The 17,654-nt window shown below is 64.8% G+C and carries 19 protein-coding genes; 8 read left to right on the plus strand and 11 right to left on the minus strand.

Going from position 1 to position 17,654, the window contains the following annotated elements; all coding sequences use genetic code 11:
• Window positions 1–28: 28 nt before the first annotated feature.
• Both ACSC1P_RS13880 and ACSC1P_RS13885 read left to right on the plus strand, forming a co-directional pair.
• A complete protein-coding gene (locus ACSC1P_RS13880; protein ID WP_435360783.1) occupies window positions 29–1,711 on the plus strand; it encodes a hydroxysqualene dehydroxylase in 1,683 nt (560 codons plus the stop codon).
• A gap of 360 nt (window positions 1,712–2,071) precedes the next feature.
• Window positions 2,072–2,620, plus strand: coding sequence for a DUF7097 family protein (locus ACSC1P_RS13885; RefSeq protein ID WP_435360784.1), 549 nt, complete (start codon window positions 2,072–2,074; stop codon window positions 2,618–2,620).
• A gap of 136 nt (window positions 2,621–2,756) precedes the next feature.
• On the opposite strand, the gene ACSC1P_RS13890 is transcribed toward ACSC1P_RS13885, so the two are convergent.
• Both ACSC1P_RS13890 and ACSC1P_RS13895 read right to left on the minus strand, forming a co-directional pair.
• Complete coding sequence (locus ACSC1P_RS13890) at window positions 2,757–2,999, minus strand: UPF0058 family protein (RefSeq protein ID WP_435360785.1); 243 nt, start codon at window positions 2,997–2,999, stop codon at window positions 2,757–2,759.
• A 54-nt stretch (window positions 3,000–3,053) separates the two neighbouring features.
• Window positions 3,054–3,251 carry a DUF5800 family protein gene (locus ACSC1P_RS13895; protein WP_435360786.1) on the minus strand — a complete coding sequence of 66 codons (198 nt, stop codon included), beginning with the start codon at window positions 3,249–3,251 and terminating at the stop codon, window positions 3,054–3,056.
• 101 nt (window positions 3,252–3,352) lie between these two features.
• Between ACSC1P_RS13895 and ACSC1P_RS13900 the strand changes: the two genes are divergently transcribed.
• Complete coding sequence (locus tag ACSC1P_RS13900; RefSeq protein WP_435360787.1) at window positions 3,353–4,207, plus strand: polymer-forming cytoskeletal protein; 855 nt, start codon at window positions 3,353–3,355, stop codon at window positions 4,205–4,207.
• Window positions 4,208–4,387: 180 nt separating this feature from the next.
• On the opposite strand, the gene ACSC1P_RS13905 is transcribed toward ACSC1P_RS13900, so the two are convergent.
• Complete coding sequence (locus tag ACSC1P_RS13905) at window positions 4,388–5,005, minus strand: hypothetical protein (protein WP_435360788.1); 618 nt, start codon at window positions 5,003–5,005, stop codon at window positions 4,388–4,390.
• A 230-nt stretch (window positions 5,006–5,235) separates the two neighbouring features.
• Window positions 5,236–5,730: a hypothetical protein gene (locus ACSC1P_RS13910; RefSeq protein WP_435360789.1), complete on the minus strand. Its 495-nt coding sequence runs from the start codon at window positions 5,728–5,730 to the stop codon at window positions 5,236–5,238.
• 237 nt (window positions 5,731–5,967) lie between these two features.
• On the opposite strand from ACSC1P_RS13910, the gene ACSC1P_RS13915 reads away from it, so the two are divergent.
• Window positions 5,968–7,149, plus strand: coding sequence for a redox-regulated ATPase YchF (locus ACSC1P_RS13915; protein WP_435360790.1), 1,182 nt, complete (start codon window positions 5,968–5,970; stop codon window positions 7,147–7,149).
• 15 nt (window positions 7,150–7,164) lie between these two features.
• Here ACSC1P_RS13915 and ACSC1P_RS13920 read toward each other — a convergent pair whose 3' ends face one another.
• A complete protein-coding gene (locus ACSC1P_RS13920; RefSeq protein ID WP_435360791.1) occupies window positions 7,165–7,872 on the minus strand; it encodes a type 1 glutamine amidotransferase in 708 nt (235 codons plus the stop codon).
• Window positions 7,873–7,978: 106 nt separating this feature from the next.
• On the opposite strand from ACSC1P_RS13920, the gene ACSC1P_RS13925 reads away from it, so the two are divergent.
• Window positions 7,979–8,626 (plus strand): DUF7978 family protein, encoded by a 648-nt coding sequence (locus ACSC1P_RS13925; protein WP_435360792.1) that lies wholly within the window; start codon window positions 7,979–7,981, stop codon window positions 8,624–8,626.
• Window positions 8,627–8,654: 28 nt separating this feature from the next.
• Here the strand turns inward: ACSC1P_RS13925 and ACSC1P_RS13930 are convergent, their stop codons facing one another.
• The 5 genes from ACSC1P_RS13930 to ACSC1P_RS13950 form a co-directional block, all read right to left on the minus strand.
• The gene (locus ACSC1P_RS13930) at window positions 8,655–9,581 is read right to left on the minus strand and encodes an ornithine cyclodeaminase family protein (protein WP_435360793.1); all 927 of its coding nucleotides are present in this window, start codon (window positions 9,579–9,581) and stop codon (window positions 8,655–8,657) included.
• 36 nt (window positions 9,582–9,617) lie between these two features.
• Window positions 9,618–10,469, minus strand: coding sequence for a UbiA family prenyltransferase (locus ACSC1P_RS13935; RefSeq protein ID WP_435360794.1), 852 nt, complete (start codon window positions 10,467–10,469; stop codon window positions 9,618–9,620).
• A gap of 76 nt (window positions 10,470–10,545) precedes the next feature.
• Window positions 10,546–12,285, minus strand: a complete 1,740-nt coding sequence (locus ACSC1P_RS13940; RefSeq protein ID WP_435360795.1) for a bacterio-opsin activator domain-containing protein — start codon at window positions 12,283–12,285, stop codon at window positions 10,546–10,548.
• A gap of 74 nt (window positions 12,286–12,359) precedes the next feature.
• The gene (locus tag ACSC1P_RS13945; protein WP_435360796.1) at window positions 12,360–13,481 is read right to left on the minus strand and encodes a pyridoxal phosphate-dependent aminotransferase; all 1,122 of its coding nucleotides are present in this window, start codon (window positions 13,479–13,481) and stop codon (window positions 12,360–12,362) included.
• 254 nt (window positions 13,482–13,735) lie between these two features.
• Window positions 13,736–14,473 (minus strand): proteasome assembly chaperone family protein, encoded by a 738-nt coding sequence (locus ACSC1P_RS13950; RefSeq protein WP_435360797.1) that lies wholly within the window; start codon window positions 14,471–14,473, stop codon window positions 13,736–13,738.
• Window positions 14,474–14,593: 120 nt separating this feature from the next.
• On the opposite strand from ACSC1P_RS13950, the gene ACSC1P_RS13955 reads away from it, so the two are divergent.
• Window positions 14,594–15,502, plus strand: a complete 909-nt coding sequence (locus ACSC1P_RS13955; protein WP_435360798.1) for an RsmB/NOP family class I SAM-dependent RNA methyltransferase — start codon at window positions 14,594–14,596, stop codon at window positions 15,500–15,502.
• Window positions 15,499–16,017 carry a DUF7122 family protein gene (locus ACSC1P_RS13960; protein ID WP_435360799.1) on the plus strand — a complete coding sequence of 173 codons (519 nt, stop codon included), beginning with the start codon at window positions 15,499–15,501 and terminating at the stop codon, window positions 16,015–16,017. The genes ACSC1P_RS13955 and ACSC1P_RS13960 overlap by 4 nt, the downstream gene beginning before the upstream one ends.
• 15 nt (window positions 16,018–16,032) lie before the next feature.
• Here ACSC1P_RS13960 and ACSC1P_RS13965 read toward each other — a convergent pair whose 3' ends face one another.
• Window positions 16,033–17,013 carry a M23 family metallopeptidase gene (locus tag ACSC1P_RS13965; RefSeq protein ID WP_435360800.1) on the minus strand — a complete coding sequence of 327 codons (981 nt, stop codon included), beginning with the start codon at window positions 17,011–17,013 and terminating at the stop codon, window positions 16,033–16,035.
• A gap of 158 nt (window positions 17,014–17,171) precedes the next feature.
• On the opposite strand from ACSC1P_RS13965, the gene ACSC1P_RS13970 reads away from it, so the two are divergent.
• Window positions 17,172–17,597: a CBS domain-containing protein gene (locus tag ACSC1P_RS13970; RefSeq protein WP_435360801.1), complete on the plus strand. Its 426-nt coding sequence runs from the start codon at window positions 17,172–17,174 to the stop codon at window positions 17,595–17,597.
• Window positions 17,598–17,654 lie beyond the last annotated feature (57 nt).

Below are 17,654 nucleotides of genomic sequence, written 5' to 3' on the forward strand. Positions count from 1 at the left end.
GTCCCAAGTGGGGGACGACCGAAACAGCATGACAGGGAACCAGACGGTCGCGGTCCTCGGCGGTGGTATTGGAGGGTTGACTGCCGCCCACGAACTCGGGAATCGTGGGGTCGACGTGACCGTGTACGAACACAACGACCGGTTCGGGGGGAAAGCCCGCAGTATGCCAGGCCCCCGAGACGGCGGGGCGGCCCTGCCAGCCGAACACGGTTTCCGGTTCGTCCCGGGGTTCTACCAGCACCTTCCGGATACGATGCGGCGGATTCCGACCGACCGGGGCAGTGTGCTCGACCACCTCGTCTCGACCGAGACGATGCTCCAGTCGGTCGTCGACGGCCCGAGTCGAGAGTTCCCGCTAGCGACGCCGCGAACCGTGTCCCAGATTCGTGAGCGAGTCCAACACGTCGTTCACTCGCAGGTTCCCCGGGACGAGGCAGCCTTCTTCGCGAATCGCTTGCTGACGATGCTGACCAGCGGCGACCACCGCTGGGACACCGAGTACGAGCAGACTTCGTGGTGGGAGTTCGTCCGCGCCGACGAGATGTCGCCGGCGTACCAGACGTTCCTCGGCTACGGCCTGACCCAGTCGCTCGTCGCCATGCGCCCCGAGGTGTCGAGCGCCCGGACCATCGGGCGCATCTACCTCCAGATGATTCGCGGATTGTTCGACCCCGCTCTCGACGCCGACCGACTGCTCGACGGGCCGACCAACGACCGATTCATCGACCCGTGGGTCGCCCACCTCCGCGATCAGGGCGTGACACTGCACACGAACGCGACGGTCACCGGTATCGACTCTGATGGGCATCGAGTCAGTGGGGTCGCGGTTCAGTTCGACGACGGGGAAGCCGCCGAGACCCGGCAGGTGACCGCCGACCACTACGTCCTAGCGGTGCCCGGCGACGTGGTCTGTCGACTGCTGACGCCAGACCTCTGTGCGGCTGCGCCCTTGTTGGCCGGCGTGCGAGACCTCGACCGCGGCTGGATGAACGGTGTGCAGTTCTACCTCCGCGAGGGCTTGCGAGACCTCGGCGGCCACGGCGTCTTTTACGACGCACCGTGGGCACTCACCGCGGTCAGCCAGCGCCAATTCTGGCCAGACCACGACTTCGACGCCTACGACGACTGCGAGGGCGTTCTCTCCGTCATCGTCTCGGAGTGGGACACGCCCGGTATCCTGTACGGAAAACCGGCCCGAGAGTGCGAGCCACCCGAACTTCTCGACGAGGTCTGGGCGCAGTTGCAGGCCCATCTGGGTGAAGACACGCTCCGCGACGACGACCGACTCGACGCGCACCTCGACCCGGCGCTTTCGTGGGATTCGGAACGGGGCGGACTGCGCAACGATTCGACCCTACTCGTCAACACCGTTGACACCCGCCAACACCGACCCGTTGCCGCGACTGACTGCCCGAACCTCGTCCTCGCCGCGGACTACGTCCGGACCGAGACCGACCTCGCCAGCATGGAGTCCGCGAACGAGGCCGGTCGCCGCGCCGCGAGCGCGGTACTGGACCGAACCGGTTGGACCGGCGACCGACCCGAACTCTGGGACTTCGAGTGGCCCGCGGTCGTCGAACCGCTTCGGCGACAGGACGACCGCGCGTCGAAACTGGGCCTGCCCCATATCGGGACCACCGGCGACCCACTGTGGGACGCCTACCGGCAGGTCGGCCGGACCGGAGTGCTCGGACGGTTCTTCTCGCGATGATAGCGAACTGATGATTTCGTCGCGACCCTTCACCACCGCTCTGGCGCGCGCTTTCGAGCGTGCCGAAGCGAAGCGACGGCCGCGAGGAGAAATCGCGCGAGGGATGACGAGTGAGCCGGAGCGAAGCGATGGCGAGTGAGGAATCGGATGGGGAGGTTGTGGCGACGGTCATGTGCACCAGCAGTAGAAGTCTGCTTCTCGGCGGCAATTCTCGAACGACGACCGCCAACGTAGCCTGAAACACCGCTTCAGCCGACCCGAATTACTCGACGACGACCGACGCGAGAACCACGACACCACCCGAATCGGTACCCAAACGATTCAAACCGACCACCGCCCAACCACCACCAACAGCCGAGCATGGAGAAGACACCGACCGGGACCTCCGTGGGCGTCGACGACCCCTACGACCACGCGGGACTTTGTGACCACCTCACGGGCGACGGGACCTGCCGGTACGCGTTCGAGTACCCGCAACACGACCCAGAGTTCGCAGAGGCGCGCCGCGAAGGCGACTTCGCGTGTCCGGTCGCCGCCGCCGACGCCGCCACCCAGACCGACGACGACTGGACCTGGGCCGACTGCCCGCACTTTCGGGCGACGGCGTCGAACCGCGAGTGTGCCCGCTGTGGCCTCGAAGAGAAGCGGATGGCCCACGAGTCGGCCGACCGCCCGCTGCTCGAAGAACACCACCTCTCCTACGCCGACGCGGGACGCGAGACGAGTCACGAAATCACGGTCTTCCTCTGTCGCTGGTGTCACGCGAAGGTCCACAACTCGTGGGCGCGGGTGACCGACGACGCGAACCCGGACCCGGAAGCCATCGCGGCACTGGAAGAACGACGCGGGCGAGAGATGGCCGAGTTCGGGTTCGAGACGGCGAGTAATCGTCGCGACGAGGACGACTGACCGACACGGAAGGACGACTGGCCGTCACGGACAGTCATCGCCGTCCCGAGAACAGGACCCACCGCTATGTGGATACTGGCTGTGACGACTGACCCGCACCCTCGCGGGGGAATCAGTCGGCCGCACTGGTCGTATTCTACACCGTCACCGTGTCACGAACGGGCAGTTCTTCACGCGCTTCGAGCGCGGTCACGATGCCGTCGAGCAGGTGTCGAATCGCTCGCTCGTGGTCGTCTTTCTGGCGGTTGAACGCGTTCGGACCGACGCCGAAGTCGTCGTAGGCCCGGAACGCGTCGGCGGGAACCGACTCCTCTGTTTCGAGGAACGTTCGCACCTTGCTCAGCAACTGGTGGAGGTGGAGAAGCTCCTGCTTTCGCATTCGGTGGCGGGTAGGGTTTCGGTCGGCCTAAAGGCGTCGCCTGGGTGTGCGAGGCTATTTTAGGATGTCGCCGATGCGGCGCGGTTCGCCGCCGAGTTCTGGGTTCTTCTCGACTATCTTGAGGACCTCGTGGTCCGTCACGTCGTGGTACGCCTTGCCGGTGGCTTCTTCGATGAGGGCTTTCTCCAGTCGGAACTCTGTCCCCTGATACACCACATCACAGCCGTCTTCGTCGAACGCGAGTGTCGTCATGTTCGGCCAGATGTGACTGCCGATTAAAAAGCGTACGAACCGTCCGACGAGCGTCTGACGCCGCCGAGGGGTTTAATACCGGGAGGGGACGAAAGTGGTGTGTGTCGCTGCATACGGACCCACTCGACGAACTCTCGATTCCCGACGGTACGACGGTCGCAGAACACGACCTCGTGACCGACGGGGACGTACTCATCGGGGGTCGGTCGACGGTGGAGTTCGGGATTCGCGGGCGGAACGTCCTCGGTGGCGAAGGCATCCAGATCGGTGGCGGCCTCGAAGCACAGGCCGACTGCCGACTCGACATGTGGTCCGACGTGCGCGGGAACGTCCTCGTCGGCCGCGACGCCTTCATCGGCGAGCGGACCCACATCGGCGGCCAGCTCATGGTCTCGGGTGACCTCGACATCGGCGACGAAGTCGACATCGAGGAGGGCTTCGAGGCCAACGGCTGGATCGTCATCCGGAACCCGATGCCCACCATCGTCTTCCTGTTCGTCTACATCAAACAGCTCATGCTCGTCGGCGAGGAGGAAGCTGCCAAGGAACTCGTCAACGAGATGACCGACGAAGAGGACCCCGACCAGGACCCGCTCGTGATTCCGCGAAACGCCACCGTGAACGACGACGCGTGGCGCGTCTCGACCCCCGCACGAATCGGCGACGACTGTCGCCTGCACGGGAACGTCCGCGCCGAGACCATTCAGGTCGGCGAGGACTGCAACATCTTCGGTAGTCTCCGCGCGAAAGGAGACATCCTCATCGGTGAGGGCACACGCGTCCACGGCGACGTGACCACCCGCAAGGGCGAGGTCCGCATCGCCCCCGGCGCGCTCGTCCTCGGCGACGTGTCCTGTTCCGACCTCGAACTCTCGAAGGGCGCAGAGGTCGACGGGACGATGCGCGCTCGCGGCAACATCACGATGCAGGGGCTGGCGAGTCGCGACATCGAGTGACTCGTCGACCGACGATTCTCGCGGTTCTTCCGGCCTTTCCACGTTTCTGATTTCCAGCTAGCGGCGGCAGCGGCGTCGCTTCTCCGCTACTCCACGGACGGCCAGCAGGCTCACGAGCTATCGGTGTCGAAAAATCGTAATCGCAATCGTGGGCTGTGTCGTCGGACCGAGGACCGGCGATCAGGACTGCGTCGTCGTGTTGGTGCCAGTCGTGGTCTCGGTTCCAGTCGTCGTGGTTCCCGTGCTGGTGCCGGTCGTCGAGGTACCCGTCGTGGTCGTTCCACTGTCGGACCCTTCGACCGTCTTCTCTGCGAGCGTCGTCGTCTCGTCGTCAGCGCCGGTCGCGACGACGGCGACTTTCGAACCAGTTTCGGCGCTCACGAGGACGTAGTTGCCCACGGAGATGGGGAAGTTGGTCGCGGCGGTCTCTTCCGAACCGAGTGCGGATTCCTTCGCAGCGAAGTAGGCGTGCTCGTTGCCGTCGCGGCCGACGAGCGTCGCAGCCTCGCCGTCGACGGTGACGCTTACGGTCTTCGCCTCGTCGGCGGTTACCTGTGCGCCACCCATGTGGACGACCTTGACCTGTCCGCTGTCGGTAGAACTGATGACGATATCTGCCGACGATGACCCGCCAGTCGTCGTCTCGGTTCCGGTGCTCGTTCCGTCCGTCTGGTCCGTCCCCGTTCCATCGTCTGTCTCACTGGTGCCTGTCGAGTCGGCATTGTCAGCTCCCATACAGCCAGCAGAGAGGGCTCCGAGTCCGGTCGCAGCAGCGGCGATGAAGGTGCGGCGTTGCATGTCTGTTCTCTCTCTGTACCGACCAGTTTAACCACTTACGGATTCGCAGACCATCGTGCCGCAGTAACGCGGTTGTTGATACACTGTACCGTGACAGCATGCACCGACACCCACTAGTTAGGGGTGTCTACTGTCCGGTCGTCGTGACGACTGCGAGTGCAGTCGCTCGTCGTATCGTCCTCGCAGGGGAATGACAGAGAAAGAGAGAGTCAGCGAACCGATTCGCTGTCCTACTCGACAGTCTTCGTTTCGAGAACCGCGGTCCGACCTTCGGCCCCGACCCACGTGACAGCGACCGTCGCCTCGGTCGGTGCGTCGACGAACACGCGGTTGCCGACCGAGATGGGGAACGGCGTCGCCGCGGTTTCGTCGGCGGCCAGTGCCGACTCACGGGCCGCGAAGTACGTGTGGGACTCGTCGTTGTCGTCGACGACGGGGACTGCCTCGCCGTCGACCGTCACGCCGACCGTGGCGGTGACGTTCCGTTCGACCTGCAGACCCTCCATGTGGACGACTTTGACCCGTCCGTCGTCGGTTCGGACGATGGTGAAGTCGACGTTCGGGATGCGCGGTGTCGTCCGCGTGGGCCGGTCCGTGAACGTGTCGGTGCCGTGGTCAGACTCGGTCGTTGCGCCACCAGCGCCGAGGCCCATCGAGGAGACACAGCCTGCGGAGAGGAGGGCGATACCGGTCGAACTCGCAGCGAGGAAGTCGCGTCGTCGCATTCTGCCAGACGTTTCGGTGAGGTGACTTTACGGGTTTCGGAAAAATGTCTCATCGTGTCGCAGTCGCGTGGTTTCTGTGAGTCAGTACCGTGGTGACACGTGTCTGTTTAGTGACTACGGGGCGATGGTGACTATGGCGACGATGGTTACTCCGGAGTGCGAGTGACGGGTCCGCGCGTCGTCCTCGTGTGTCGGGTGACCGAAAGGCAATTTTCCAGTGGCGCGCTACGTGATGCCATGCTCTCTATCGCGCTGGCCGGGAAGCCGAACGCGGGCAAGTCTACGTTCTACAAGGCAGCCACGCTGGCCGACGTGGACATCGCCAACTACCCCTTCACGACTATCGACCCGAACCGCGGCGTGACACACGTCAGGACCGAGTGTCCCTGTCTCACTCGCGACGAACGCTGCGGCGACGAACACTGCCACGACGGCAAGCGATACGTCCCCGTCGAACTCATCGACGTGGCTGGACTCGTGCCGGGCGCGCACGAGGGCCGTGGGCTGGGCAACCAGTTCCTCGACGCGCTGACGAACGCGGACGTCATCATCAACGTCGTCGACGCCTCCGGGGCGACGAACGCCGAAGGCGAACCGGTCGAGCCAGGCAGTCACGACCCGATGGACGACATCGACTTCATCGAGGAGGAGATGGACATGTGGCTCACCGGCATCGTCGACCGCAACTGGGAGTCGGTCGAGCGAAAGTCGCGCTCACCTGACTTCGACATGGACGAGTCGTTGACCGACCTGCTGAGTGGGTTCGGCGCGTCGAACGCCGACATCCAGACCGTGCTGCGTGGGATGGAGTACCCTGAGGACCCCATCCAGTGGGACGCCGAGGACCGAGAGAAACTCGCCCGCGAGATTCGCGCCCGGACCAAGCCCATCATCGTCGCCGCCAACAAGGCCGACGTGGCTGACCCGGCGAACCTCCAACGACTCCTCGACTCCGAGAAACCCGTCATCCCGACGACGGCCGAAGGAGAACTCGCGCTTCGCAAAGGCGCAGAGGCCGGTGCCATCGACTACGACCCCGGCGACGACGCGTTCGAACTCGGCGAGGGCGTCTCCGACGCGCAGCGACAGGCCCTCGACGGCCTCCGCGCCACCATGGACGAGTGGGGCGGGACCGGCGTGCAGGACGCGCTCGACTACGCTGTCTACGACCTGCTCGACCACCTGACGGCCTTCCCGGTGCAGGACGCCTCGAAGTGGACCGACGGCTCGGGGAACGTCCTGCCCGACGCGTTCTTGCTCCCCCGTGGGTCCACCCCGGTCGACCTCGCCTACGCCGTCCACTCAGACATCGGCGACGGCTACCTCCACGCGGTCGACGCGAAGTCGGGACGAGACGTGGGCGACAGCTACGAACTGGACGAGGGCGACGTGATAAAAATCGTCTCGACGGCGAAGTGAGCCTTCAGCTCTCGGTTATTCATTACCACTAGTCGCCAGCCGTGCGAAATTCGGCAGCACCCGGTGTGCGGTCACGTCGTCCCACGACAGGTCGCCGTCGTCGGTCCAGCCGAAGTCGGCGCGAATCGTGGCAAGCAGGTCGTGCGTGAACTCAGGGTGGAACTGCGTCGTCCAGACCGGCGCGTCACGGTGGCGTGTGGCGAAGAACTCGTAGTCGGCCGTCGACGCGAGCGGTTCCATCCCGTCGCCCGATTCGACGACCCGGTCGCCGTGGACCGCCGGAATCGTCGAATCGACACCGTCGAGCAGCGGGTCGTCGGCGAGGTCTGCCGAGACGAGTCGGTGGTCGAGTCCGTGATGTTCGACTCGCCCGCCGAGCGCCTCGTTCACCAGCTGATGGCCGAAACAGACGCCGAGGACGGGAACCCCGTGGTCGACGCACTCCCGTACGAATTCGGCCTCCTCGCGCATCCACGGGTGGTCGTCGGCCTCGTAGACACCCGCGGTACTCCCACCGACGACGACGCCAGAGAGCGCGTCGAACCCATCGGCGGGCAGCGTTTCCTGCGGTGGTCGCCCGCCGTCTCGAACGGCGTCGTGGACCGCACACGCAGGCAGGAGTTCTCGCAGTGCCTCGCCGAGGTAGCGTGCGTCCGGGTCGACCTCGTTCTCGATGGACAGGAGCATCGTCTTCGTCCATGGGCTGGTGAGAAGTAACTCCATCGGGGAATCAACGGCTATAGCGACTGGTGAGGCCCTACGGCGCCGTTTCTGGTCCGGCAGTTTGATACTACCGTGGTGTCTGTACTGCGAAAAGAGGGCAGCAGGCGTGCACGATACGAGAGAACTGGTCAGAGAGACCGAACGGGACAGCGTCGCGACGCTGTTCCTGTGGGTGAAGGGTGGGACCGTCGGAGCCTTGGCGTTCTTGGTGGGCCTCGGCCTCGTTCACTTCCTCGTCAGGATGCGGTACTTCGGCGAAGCGGCCCAGGCGGTGGCCGCCATCGGCCGCTGGCGCGTCTCGGCGTGGGTGTACTACAACGCACACCTCGTCCCGACGGACGCGGTCACGTTCGGCCCGAACGAGGCGTTCGCACAGTCGGGGAACACGCTGATATTGCTCGCCGCGGAGAACTCACAGTTGCTCGGACTGTTCTTCCTCCCACCCGCGCTGCTGGTCGTCGTAAGTTACGCCGTCGCCAAACGCCGGCCGAAGAACACGCAGTGGTGGCGCGCCGCACTCGCGGTGTTCGTCGGCTACTTCTTCATGGCCGTCGTGTTCATGATCGTCTCGACGCTCCAACTCTCCGGTGATGTGCCGGCACTCGAATCCGTCTCGGGCGAAGTCGGTCCGAGTCCGTGGCTGGCAATCGCGTTCGCCGGACTCGCGTACCCGTTCTTCTTCACGGTCGTCGGCGCGCTGTTCGGCCGGCGGACCACGTGGTCGCGCGAGCAGCGAAAGCGAGCACACCAGTAGCGGCGAACCGCCTTACTCACAACGCGCCCTACTCGCGACGGAGAATTTCGTCGGCAAGGACGACCTCCGTTCCGGCGAGGCCGACCGAACAGAACAGCGTAAGTTCGTCGTCACCGGTCCGGCCTGGTTCGTCACCGACGACTACGGCACCGAGTTCGCGCATCCGTGCCCGCTGGTCGTCGTCGAGGAAGAACGGTGCGACCGTCTCGTGGTACGCCTCGACCTGTGCCCGCGAGTCCGTCACGATGGCGTCTGCCCGGTCGACGACTGCGAGTGGGAGTTCGTGGGCGTCTTCGAACTTTCGGCCGACGGTGGTGACGTGGGTGCCCGCGTCCAGGCAGTCGGCGTCGAACACCGGTTCCTCGCTGTTCGTCGCACAGACCAACACGTCGGCCCCGCGGACGACCGACTCCGGACCGTCACACACCTCGATGGTCGCATCGACGTTCGGGCCGACCTCGTCGGCGAACGCCTCGCGGCTGGCCGGCGTCGGACTGTACACCCGAACGGTGTCGATGTTACGGACCGCCGCGGCGGCCTCGGCGTGCGCTTTCGCCTGCGTGCCTGCGCCGAGGACACCGAGTGTACTCGCGTCGTCACGAGCGAACCGGTCGATGGCGACCCCATCGATACCCGCGGTCCGCATGACCCCGACCTCGTACCCCGAAATCAGCCCGCGGAACGCGCCGGTGTCAGCGTCGAAGACGCAGACGAGTTGCGTGTGCTCGGGCGAGTCGGTCGCGAAGGTGTCGTACACCCGGAAGCCGAGTGCCGACAGGTCGCCGGTCGCCGCGCCGCACGTGAACCGCAGGCCACCGTCGGCCACGTCGATGCTCCAGCGCGGCGGCGCGTGGAGCGTCCCGTTCGCGTGTTCGCGCAGGGCGAGTTCTATCGTGGCGACCGTGTCGACCACGTCGATTCGGGTGACGACGTCGTCGTCTGTGAGAAGGTCCATGTCGCTCCCTCTCGTGAGTGTGAGAAAAATCTGTGGTCACGACAACGGCTGGTAGTACACTGCGACCGTCAGGGCTGCTAGAAACACGTAACAGCCCCGAATCAGCAGCATCGTCGCGAGTTCGTCCGTCCCGCGCCAGGCGAACCACGCGACCGGGAGGAAGACGAGGACGGAAGCCACAGATGAGGGCGGGAACACCCCCATCGCGGTCAGGCCGAGGACGGCCACCAGTCCCGCCCCGACGAGGCCGAACGCGAGGTGTCGCGCGCGCTCGTGCCCGATGACGACCGCGACGGTTCGCTTCTGAATAGACTTGTCGTAGGCGTAATCTCCGGCGTCGTCGACGACTTTGATGCCCGAGAGGACGACGAGGAAGACGGTCGCGAAGGCGACGACGACCGGTGTCAGCGTAGTCGTCTGGACGTAGTAGCCGCCACACAGCGCGAGCACGATACCGAGTGGGTAGCCCATCGTCGCCGTGACCGGGTTCGTGTCGAGTTGTGGCGCGTGCAGATAGCCGACGAGCCACCCCGGAAGCGAGATGGCCGCGGCCACTGGTCCGACCGCCAGCCAGAGGCCGAGGAGACAGGTCAGAAACCCGACCGTCGCGCCGGCCAGGGCGAGCCGACAGCCGCGAGCTGTCAGTGGATGTTCGTCGTCCTCCCCACGGATGTAGAAGTCGACGTAGCCGTCTTTGAGGTGCGCGGTGTACAGCCCGAAGAACACTGCAATCACGTGTAAGACGCCAGCCACGGGGTCGAACGTGGCCGCGAGGACGCTCCCGAACAGAGATGCCGCGACCGCCGGAAGCATGAACACGGGATGGACCTGCGAGGCAAGTGCGCGAGTGGCGGCGACCAGGCCCGAGCCGTGGCTGGCGAGCGACATATGTCACGTCTTCGCACGAAGTCGTCAAAAATCGGTGGGGTGAGCTGTCCGTGGGGTGTCCGCGCGCAGTCCGTGGCTACTCCGTCTCCTCGATGAACGCTTCGAGGAGTTTCCGCTCGCCAGCGCGCAAGTGTTCGTGCAGCGTCGGTGCCGAGATGCCCATCGCTTCCGCGACTTCCTCGGCCGTGCTGTCACGCGGCCACTCGTAGTAGCCCGCAGAGAACGCGGTTTCCAGTGCGGTCCGCTGCCGGTCGGTCAGCTTGTCGCCGAGTCCCTGCCGGAACGACTCGGTGGACTGGACCGAGCGTTCGACCTCACGCTTCGAGAGCACGTCGACGTTCTGGTAACGCGTCTGGAGCGCACTGACGATCGCCTTCAGGTCGGCGTCAGGGGCGACCTCTGCGACGAGGCGGCCTTCGCCGTTCTCGACGCGGAAGGTGTTGACCGTCGCGCCGACGCCCGAGAGTGTCTCGATGGCTGCCTCGGACAGTGTCAGCTCGAACAACGACTCTTCGCCCTCGGTGACGAGGCGAGCCTTGCCGACCGTATCCATCCCTGCGGCCAGTTCGAGCAGTTCTTCGGCCGGGCTTCCGGTGAGTTCGATGAAGCAGGTCAGTCCGGACTCGTCGGTCGAGGCGACACCGCGAAGGGCGATGGTGCCCCCGGTCTGCTGGGACATGTAGACGAGCGGGTCGTCGGTGTCCGTGTGGCGGAACTCCAGTTCGGCGATGGTGTCTGCGAGCAGGAGTTTGCGTTGCTCGACGGAGTTGATGCCGTTACCGATTTTCTGGCCGAGGTCGACGAACACTTCGAGTTCGTGGTCGCTGAACGTGTGGCCGGCGACGGTGTAGACGAGCAGTGCGCCGTAGGCCTTCTCACGGTACGAGAGCGGCACGACGACGGCCGAGGTCTGGTCCGCCTCGGCGGCATCGCCGAACACTGCCTCTGCGTGGCCAGGGTCGATTTGCGTGAGCACCTGCACCTGCTGGTTCGAAACCGCGTCAGAGACACGCTCGTCGACCTGTCCGTCGGGGTCGACGACGATGTCCTCGGACGCTGTGCCGACGGCCAATCGCGGGTTGACGCCGCGAGAGTGCGAGTTGTACTCGGCGACCCACGCCGCGCGGTAGGAGTCGGTCCCGACGAGCGAGTCACACACCTCGCGCTCGATGGTTTCACGGGTCGACGCCTCGACCAGCACGCGGTCGATGGTCCGGATGACGCTGTTGACGTGCGTGAGTCGTTCGAGCTGGAGTTCGCGCTGCTCAATCTCCGCTTCGTGGTCGCCGTACGCCGCGTTCAGTTCCTTTCGCAGGTCGACGAGGGCTCCCGCGTCGCGGAGTTCCTCGCGGTCACGGGTCGACAGCGCCTGTTCGGTCGACTCTAAGGCGAAGTACTCGCGCACCTCTTGGGAGAACTCGGAGCGAGCGAGCAGTTCGTCCACCGCGTCGAGGATGTCGGTCTTGCTGACCGGCTTCACGAGGTACTCGTCGAAGCGCATGTCGACGATGTCCGTGTCCGGTGCGACTGCAGTCATCATCGCGACGGGGCAGTCGAACCCCTTCTCGCGAAGTTGGTCGAGTGTCTCGTCGCCGGAGAGGCGGGGCATCCGCCGGTCGAGCAGTACTAAATCGACCTCAGAATCGATAACCTCCAGCGCATCCTCACCACTGTACGCCGTACGGACTCGGTAGTCGTCGTCCTCCAGCCAGTAGCGGCACGTATCGGCGAGGTCCTCGTCGTCGTCCACCACGAGGACCAGGGGGGCCGCTGTGCCGAGTTCGGACTCAGAATCCGCGGACAGCTCTGTTGCCATTCAGACAACGATAGGCCACAGAATTATAAAAGATTCTCTCCCTAAGTACGTAGGTTTGGGTGCTGAAAACAGCCTTAGCGGACGGCTCGCGTCGCCTCACGCATGATTTCGAGGGCCTCTTCGAGTTCCTCCGTACTGGTCGCGTAGGAGAGACGTGCGTAGCCTTCACCGTGTTCACCGAAGGCCTCGCCGGGGACGACGACGACGCCTCGTTCGAGGACTTCGTCGACCCAGCCCTCGGGAACCTTGGGCATGACGTAGAACGCGCCAGTCGGCGTGGGCACGTCGAGGCCCATGTCCTCCAGTCCGTCGACCACGAGGTCGCGGCGCTCTTCGAACACCTGCGCCATCTCGTCGACGACCGTCTGGTCGCCCGAGATGGCCGCTTCGGCGGCGAACTGTGCCGGGGCCGAGGCACACGCCTGGACGTACTGGTGTGCCCGAAGCATGCGTTCAACGCGGCGGGTCGCGCCCGTGACCCAGCCGAGACGCCAGCCGGTCATGGAGTAGGACTTGGAACACGCGGAGACGACGACGACGTTGTCGGACTCGGTGAATTCGAGCGGCGAGCGGTGTTCACCCTCGAAGACGATGTACTCGTACACCTCGTCGGAGATACAGAGCACGTCGTGTTCGTCGGCGATGCGCGCGAACTCGCGCATGTCTGCCTCGCTCTGGACCGCACCGGTCGGATTGCCGGGCGAGTTCACGATGAAGACCGCGGTGTCGTCGGTGATGTGCTCCTCGACGGTCGCCGGGTCCAGCGTGAGGTCGTCACGGAGCGGGACCGGCTTCGGTTCCCCGCCAGCGATGCGGGTGAGGGCGTCGTAGGCAACGAAGCCGGGGTCCGGGTGGATGACTTCCTGCCCGGGGTCGACGTGGGCCTCCAGTGCGATGTGAAGCGCTTCGGAGCCACCCGCCGTGGCGATGAAGTCCTCGGGGTCGATGTCGAGGCCGAAGTCGCGGTCGTACTTCGCCGACAGCGCCTCTCGTAGTTCGAGTGTCCCTTTGTTCGACGTGTAGGCGTCCGCGCTCCCGTCCTCGATGGCCGCGATAGCCGCCTCGCGGGCGTGCCGCGGCGTCGGGAAGTCGGGCTGGCCCAGCCCGAGGTTGATCGCGTCCTCGCCCGCCGCCTCGAAGACTTCTCGGATGCCGCTGATGCTGACCTGCTCGATGCGGTCTGAGAACTCCGTCATACCCTGATACGCGCAGGGAGACCGGATAACTCTTGATGTGGTCCATGTCACCGTGCCACGTCACGGCGGCTGTCATCTCGTGCTCGTCGGGGCACTCACGACCTTCCCGTCGCGGGCTAGTCGAGTCGCTCGGCGGTCGCTTCGAGGAGGCAGTCCGTCCCGACGAGCAGGACACGCTGGGGTGCCTCGTGCATCTCGTCTTCGGATTGGACTCTTCGGCAATAAATCGAATTGCCCCGAACTGTGACGACGCCTTACTGGTACATCCGGAGCGGCTGCGCCTGCGAACTCTCTTCCTCCTCGGCTTCGCGCATCCGTTGGGCGAGTTGTTCCTTCTGCTCACGGATATCTTCCGCTCGCTCGACGAGTTCGTCCACGTCGACCGCCACGTCGGCGAGGACGCCGATGCCCTGCTGGATGAGGACGCGGGCGGCTTCAGGGTCGGGGAACTGTGGGTCCGATTCGACGACCAGTCCGACCGAATCCAGCCCGTGCTCGACGGCGCTGTTGAGCAACGCACCGGTCGGGCCGCTGACGACGCCGTTCTCAGGCGGCCGGTCGATTTCTGCGTCTTCGAGCAAGGCTGCGCCGTCTCCCGTCGAGATGCCATGGAGTTTCGGGACGCCGTCTTTCTCCGCCGCCATTCCGCTGAGGTAGATGGGCGTCACGCCCTCGCTCGCTATCCACTTCGTCAGGCACTCGGAGAAGTGACTGACAGCACTCGAGTTCACCGGCACGTCGCTCTGGAGCGCAACGAGGCCGCGGTCTTCGTCGGCGTAGATGCGAACCGGCGAGAAAACTTCGGGGTCGCCCTCGTGATAGACACCGATGCGCGCGAGTCCCTCGCAGTGGACCGTCGCGTACAGGTCCATGTCGAACGTGTCGACGATGTGGTCCGTCGCGATCTTCCCGACGAGACCGATACCCGGCAGTCCTTCGACCAGCATCGCACCCTGGAGGTCCATCTCCGCTCGTCGCTTCACGTGTCCCATATGACACACTCGGACCCGGGCGAACCTAAAGGCACCCCCGAAACCGCCACAGTCCAGTGCCAGCGGCCCGGGACCCGCGGCTTCGAAAGCGACAAACCCCCGTCTCTCGAATCCCGCCGCATGGAGCCGTTCGAACGGTATCGAGACATCGTAGACGACTTCGAGGCATTCCTCGCCGCGTGCGAACGGCCGTTGCCGATGGCGGTCCGCGTGAACACGCTGAAAGCCAGCGTCGAGCGCGTGACCCAGGCCTTCGACGAGGCAGGTATCGAGTACGAACAGCCAGACTGGCACCCCCACGTCATGACGCTCGACACCGACAAGCCGGGCGCGACGTGGCCGGGCTTTCACGGCTGGACGACGGGGCAAGAGGAAGTGTCCGCCATCCCCCCGATGGTGCTCGACCCACAGCCCGGGGAGCGCGTGTTCGACAGTTGTGCCGCACCGGGCTCGAAGACGACACAGCTCGCCGCCGAGATGGACGACGAGGGGACGCTCGTCGCCAACGACAACAACCTCGGTCGGCTGTCGGCGCTCCGGTTCAACTGCGAACGACTCGGTGTCACCAACGCCGTCGTGACGAATCAAGACGCCCGAAGCTACTCGCTGAAACCGTTCGACGGCAAAGAGTTCGACCGCGTGCTGGTCGACGCACCCTGTTCCTGTGAGGGCACCATCCGGAAGAATCCGGACGCCCTCGACAACTGGAACCTCGGCCACGTCGAATCGGTCGCGGGCATCCAGAAGGGTGTCCTCCGACGAGCCATCCAGATGACTCGCGAAGGCGGCACCATCGTCTACTCGACGTGTACCTTCGCGCCGGAGGAGAACGAGCGAGTCCTCGACCACGTGCTCGACGTTGAGGACGTTCGCGTCGTCGACTACGACCTGCCCCTCGAACACGTCGACGGCATCACCGAGTGGGAAGACGAGGAATTCGACCCACAGGTCGCGAACGCGAAGCGAGTCTACCCGCACCACAACGACACTGGCGGCTTCTTCACCGCGAAACTGGAGGTGGAAGGATGAGCGACGAGACCACGCAGACGAACGACGGGAACCGCTTCGCCCGACTGCCGGCCACCGCGGAAGACCGCGAAGTCGAGGGCCGCGCGACCCGCGAGGAAGTCGTCGACTGGTGGGACGAACGCTTCGACGTGCCGCCGGAGACGTTCGAAAACCACACCTTCTACGAGAAGGGCAAGGGCAAAATCTGGGCGTTCGCTGGCGACGTGCCAGACGGCGTCACCGTCGAAGGTCTCGGGATGGTGTTCCTTCGAACCAGACAGGAGCACTGGAAGCCGACGACCGACGCCGTCCAGCGCTTCGGCGTCGACGCCACGAAGAACGTCATCGACCTCGGACCCGAGGAAGCGCGTCGGTTCGCCGCCGGCGAGGACCAGGAACTCGACTACGACGGCGACTGGGGCTACGTCATCGCCGCCCACGAACTCGCGGGCGAGCGCGAACCGATGGGCGTCGGCCTGTTCCTCTACGGAGAGCTTCGGTCGGTCGTCCCGAAGGGTCGCCAGCGAAGTCTCTGAGACGCGAGTCCGAGTTCACTGCGGCTTCTCTCTCGACTGCGTGTGCATCTGTGCAGTCCGGACGCGAACCGTGTCACCGCCCGTAAGATAGTCCGGTTCGACTGACTCGTTCGTTCCGTCTCGTTCTCGCTCGAACTCGCCGAAGGCGACCGGTACGCCAGCACCGAGGAAGAAGTTCGGGTGGTCCTGTACGTGGAAGTGGAGATGCGGCTCCGAAGAGTTCCCCGAGTTACCACACCGGCCGACTCGCTGGCCCATCTCGACGGTCTCACCGGCTGATACCGAGACGCTACCCTGCTGCAAGTGACAGAGGAAGCTGTACTCGTCGTCGCCGTGGTCCACGACGACGTGATTGCCGAGGATGTTCCACGTTCGCCACTCGGTCCAGCCAGTACCGGGTCGTGGGTGGTCCCGAAGCCCGTCTGCGGCCGTGACGACCGTTCCCGAGGCAGGGGCCAGAATCGGCTCGCCGAAGCAATGGTACGCCTCGCAGTCTCCACCCTCACCGATGTGGGTCGACCCATCGACTGATTGGAGGAAATCGTGCGCGTATCGCTGCGCGTACAGTGACCACGAGTGTGATTCCGAACGAGTCACGCCGCCGTTGACGACGAGCCAGTCGCCGTCGAACGGCAGTCGATACGTGGTCCGCTGGTCGTACGTCTCCGGCGACGGGAGCGACCCGCGGTGGCGAGCGAGCGGGACCAGTTGGCCGACCAGCTGGCCGATACTGGTCAGAAAGCCCCACGGCGTGATGCCGAAAATGAGTTGTGAGAACAGAAACCGGACTGTCGTTTTACGACTATAGCCCAGTGGGTCGTTTTCGTCTGTTTCGCCCCCACCTCGGCGCAGGGTACGAAGCATCGGTACGAGCGAGAGCAACGGGAACAAGAGGAAAAAGCGCAACCAGTCCGGGCCGTGGTCGAATACGGACGGGATACCGAGGAGTCCGAGGACAGCAAGCGATGCAGGGTCGAACCGACGCCAGCGAGACATTCGGTAGTCAGAACGAGTCTGGAGAACGTCAATAGTGTGGGCTTCTGGCCGGTGACAGCACTGGCTGAGACATTCTTTTCATGAGGTGTGCCAACATACTTCTTCGTCTCTGCCCTCTCTAGCTGCACGACGCCGAAGGCGTCGGAAGGGGAGACAACATGCCAACCATGGATATCGCCCGGAAGCTCGACACAGTGGTAACAGCCGACCCCGACACGTCGATTCGGGACATCGCGAAGAAGATGTCCGAGAAGGCCGTCGGTTCGGTCGTCATCCACCGGAACGAGGAACCCGTCGGCATCGTCACCGACCGTGACATCGCCCTGAAAGTCGTCGGTGGGGACAAAGACCCGGCGGCAGTCACCGCGAGCGAAGTCATGACGAACGACCCAGTCACCATCGACGCGAACGCGGGTGTCGCCGAACTGTGTGAGAAGATGCGCGAAGGGAGCGTCCGCCGGATGCCCGTCACCGAGAACGGGAAACTCGTCGGCATCGTCACGCTCGACGACCTCGTCGTCCTCCTCGACAGCGAGATGAACGACCTCTCAGAGATCATCAAAGCCGAGTCACCGCCCTACTGAAGACTCGACATCGGCCACACAGGGCTTCAAATACCAGCACGCGGCCAGCACCGTCGT

It is taken from the genome of Haloarchaeobius caseinilyticus (assembly GCF_051207395.1).
Classification (GTDB): domain Archaea; phylum Halobacteriota; class Halobacteria; order Halobacteriales; family Natrialbaceae; genus Haloarchaeobius.

Excerpts from the sequence above, each read along its gene's own strand:
- ACSC1P_RS13960 (WP_435360799.1), top strand. The coding sequence starts at position 15,499 with ATGAGCGACGAGACCACGCAGACGAACGACGGGAACCGCTTCGCCCGA.
- ACSC1P_RS13905 (WP_435360788.1), bottom strand. The coding sequence starts at position 5,005 with ATGCAACGCCGCACCTTCATCGCCGCTGCTGCGACCGGACTCGGAGCC.
- ACSC1P_RS13930 (WP_435360793.1), bottom strand. The coding sequence starts at position 9,581 with ATGGACCTTCTCACAGACGACGACGTCGTCACCCGAATCGACGTGGTC.
- ACSC1P_RS13910 (WP_435360789.1), bottom strand. The coding sequence starts at position 5,730 with ATGCGACGACGCGACTTCCTCGCTGCGAGTTCGACCGGTATCGCCCTC.
- ACSC1P_RS13920 (WP_435360791.1), bottom strand. The coding sequence starts at position 7,872 with ATGGAGTTACTTCTCACCAGCCCATGGACGAAGACGATGCTCCTGTCC.
- ACSC1P_RS13935 (WP_435360794.1), bottom strand. The coding sequence starts at position 10,469 with ATGTCGCTCGCCAGCCACGGCTCGGGCCTGGTCGCCGCCACTCGCGCA.
- ACSC1P_RS13885 (WP_435360784.1), top strand. The coding sequence starts at position 2,072 with ATGGAGAAGACACCGACCGGGACCTCCGTGGGCGTCGACGACCCCTAC.
- ACSC1P_RS13950 (WP_435360797.1), bottom strand. The coding sequence starts at position 14,473 with ATGGGACACGTGAAGCGACGAGCGGAGATGGACCTCCAGGGTGCGATG.
- ACSC1P_RS13895 (WP_435360786.1), bottom strand. The coding sequence starts at position 3,251 with ATGACGACACTCGCGTTCGACGAAGACGGCTGTGATGTGGTGTATCAG.
- ACSC1P_RS13970 (WP_435360801.1), top strand. The coding sequence starts at position 17,172 with ATGCCAACCATGGATATCGCCCGGAAGCTCGACACAGTGGTAACAGCC.
- ACSC1P_RS13965 (WP_435360800.1), bottom strand. The coding sequence starts at position 17,013 with ATGTCTCGCTGGCGTCGGTTCGACCCTGCATCGCTTGCTGTCCTCGGA.
- ACSC1P_RS13955 (WP_435360798.1), top strand. The coding sequence starts at position 14,594 with ATGGAGCCGTTCGAACGGTATCGAGACATCGTAGACGACTTCGAGGCA.
- ACSC1P_RS13915 (WP_435360790.1), top strand. The coding sequence starts at position 5,968 with ATGCTCTCTATCGCGCTGGCCGGGAAGCCGAACGCGGGCAAGTCTACG.
- ACSC1P_RS13890 (WP_435360785.1), bottom strand. The coding sequence starts at position 2,999 with ATGCGAAAGCAGGAGCTTCTCCACCTCCACCAGTTGCTGAGCAAGGTG.
- ACSC1P_RS13945 (WP_435360796.1), bottom strand. The coding sequence starts at position 13,481 with ATGACGGAGTTCTCAGACCGCATCGAGCAGGTCAGCATCAGCGGCATC.
- ACSC1P_RS13940 (WP_435360795.1), bottom strand. The coding sequence starts at position 12,285 with ATGGCAACAGAGCTGTCCGCGGATTCTGAGTCCGAACTCGGCACAGCG.
- ACSC1P_RS13880 (WP_435360783.1), top strand. The coding sequence starts at position 29 with ATGACAGGGAACCAGACGGTCGCGGTCCTCGGCGGTGGTATTGGAGGG.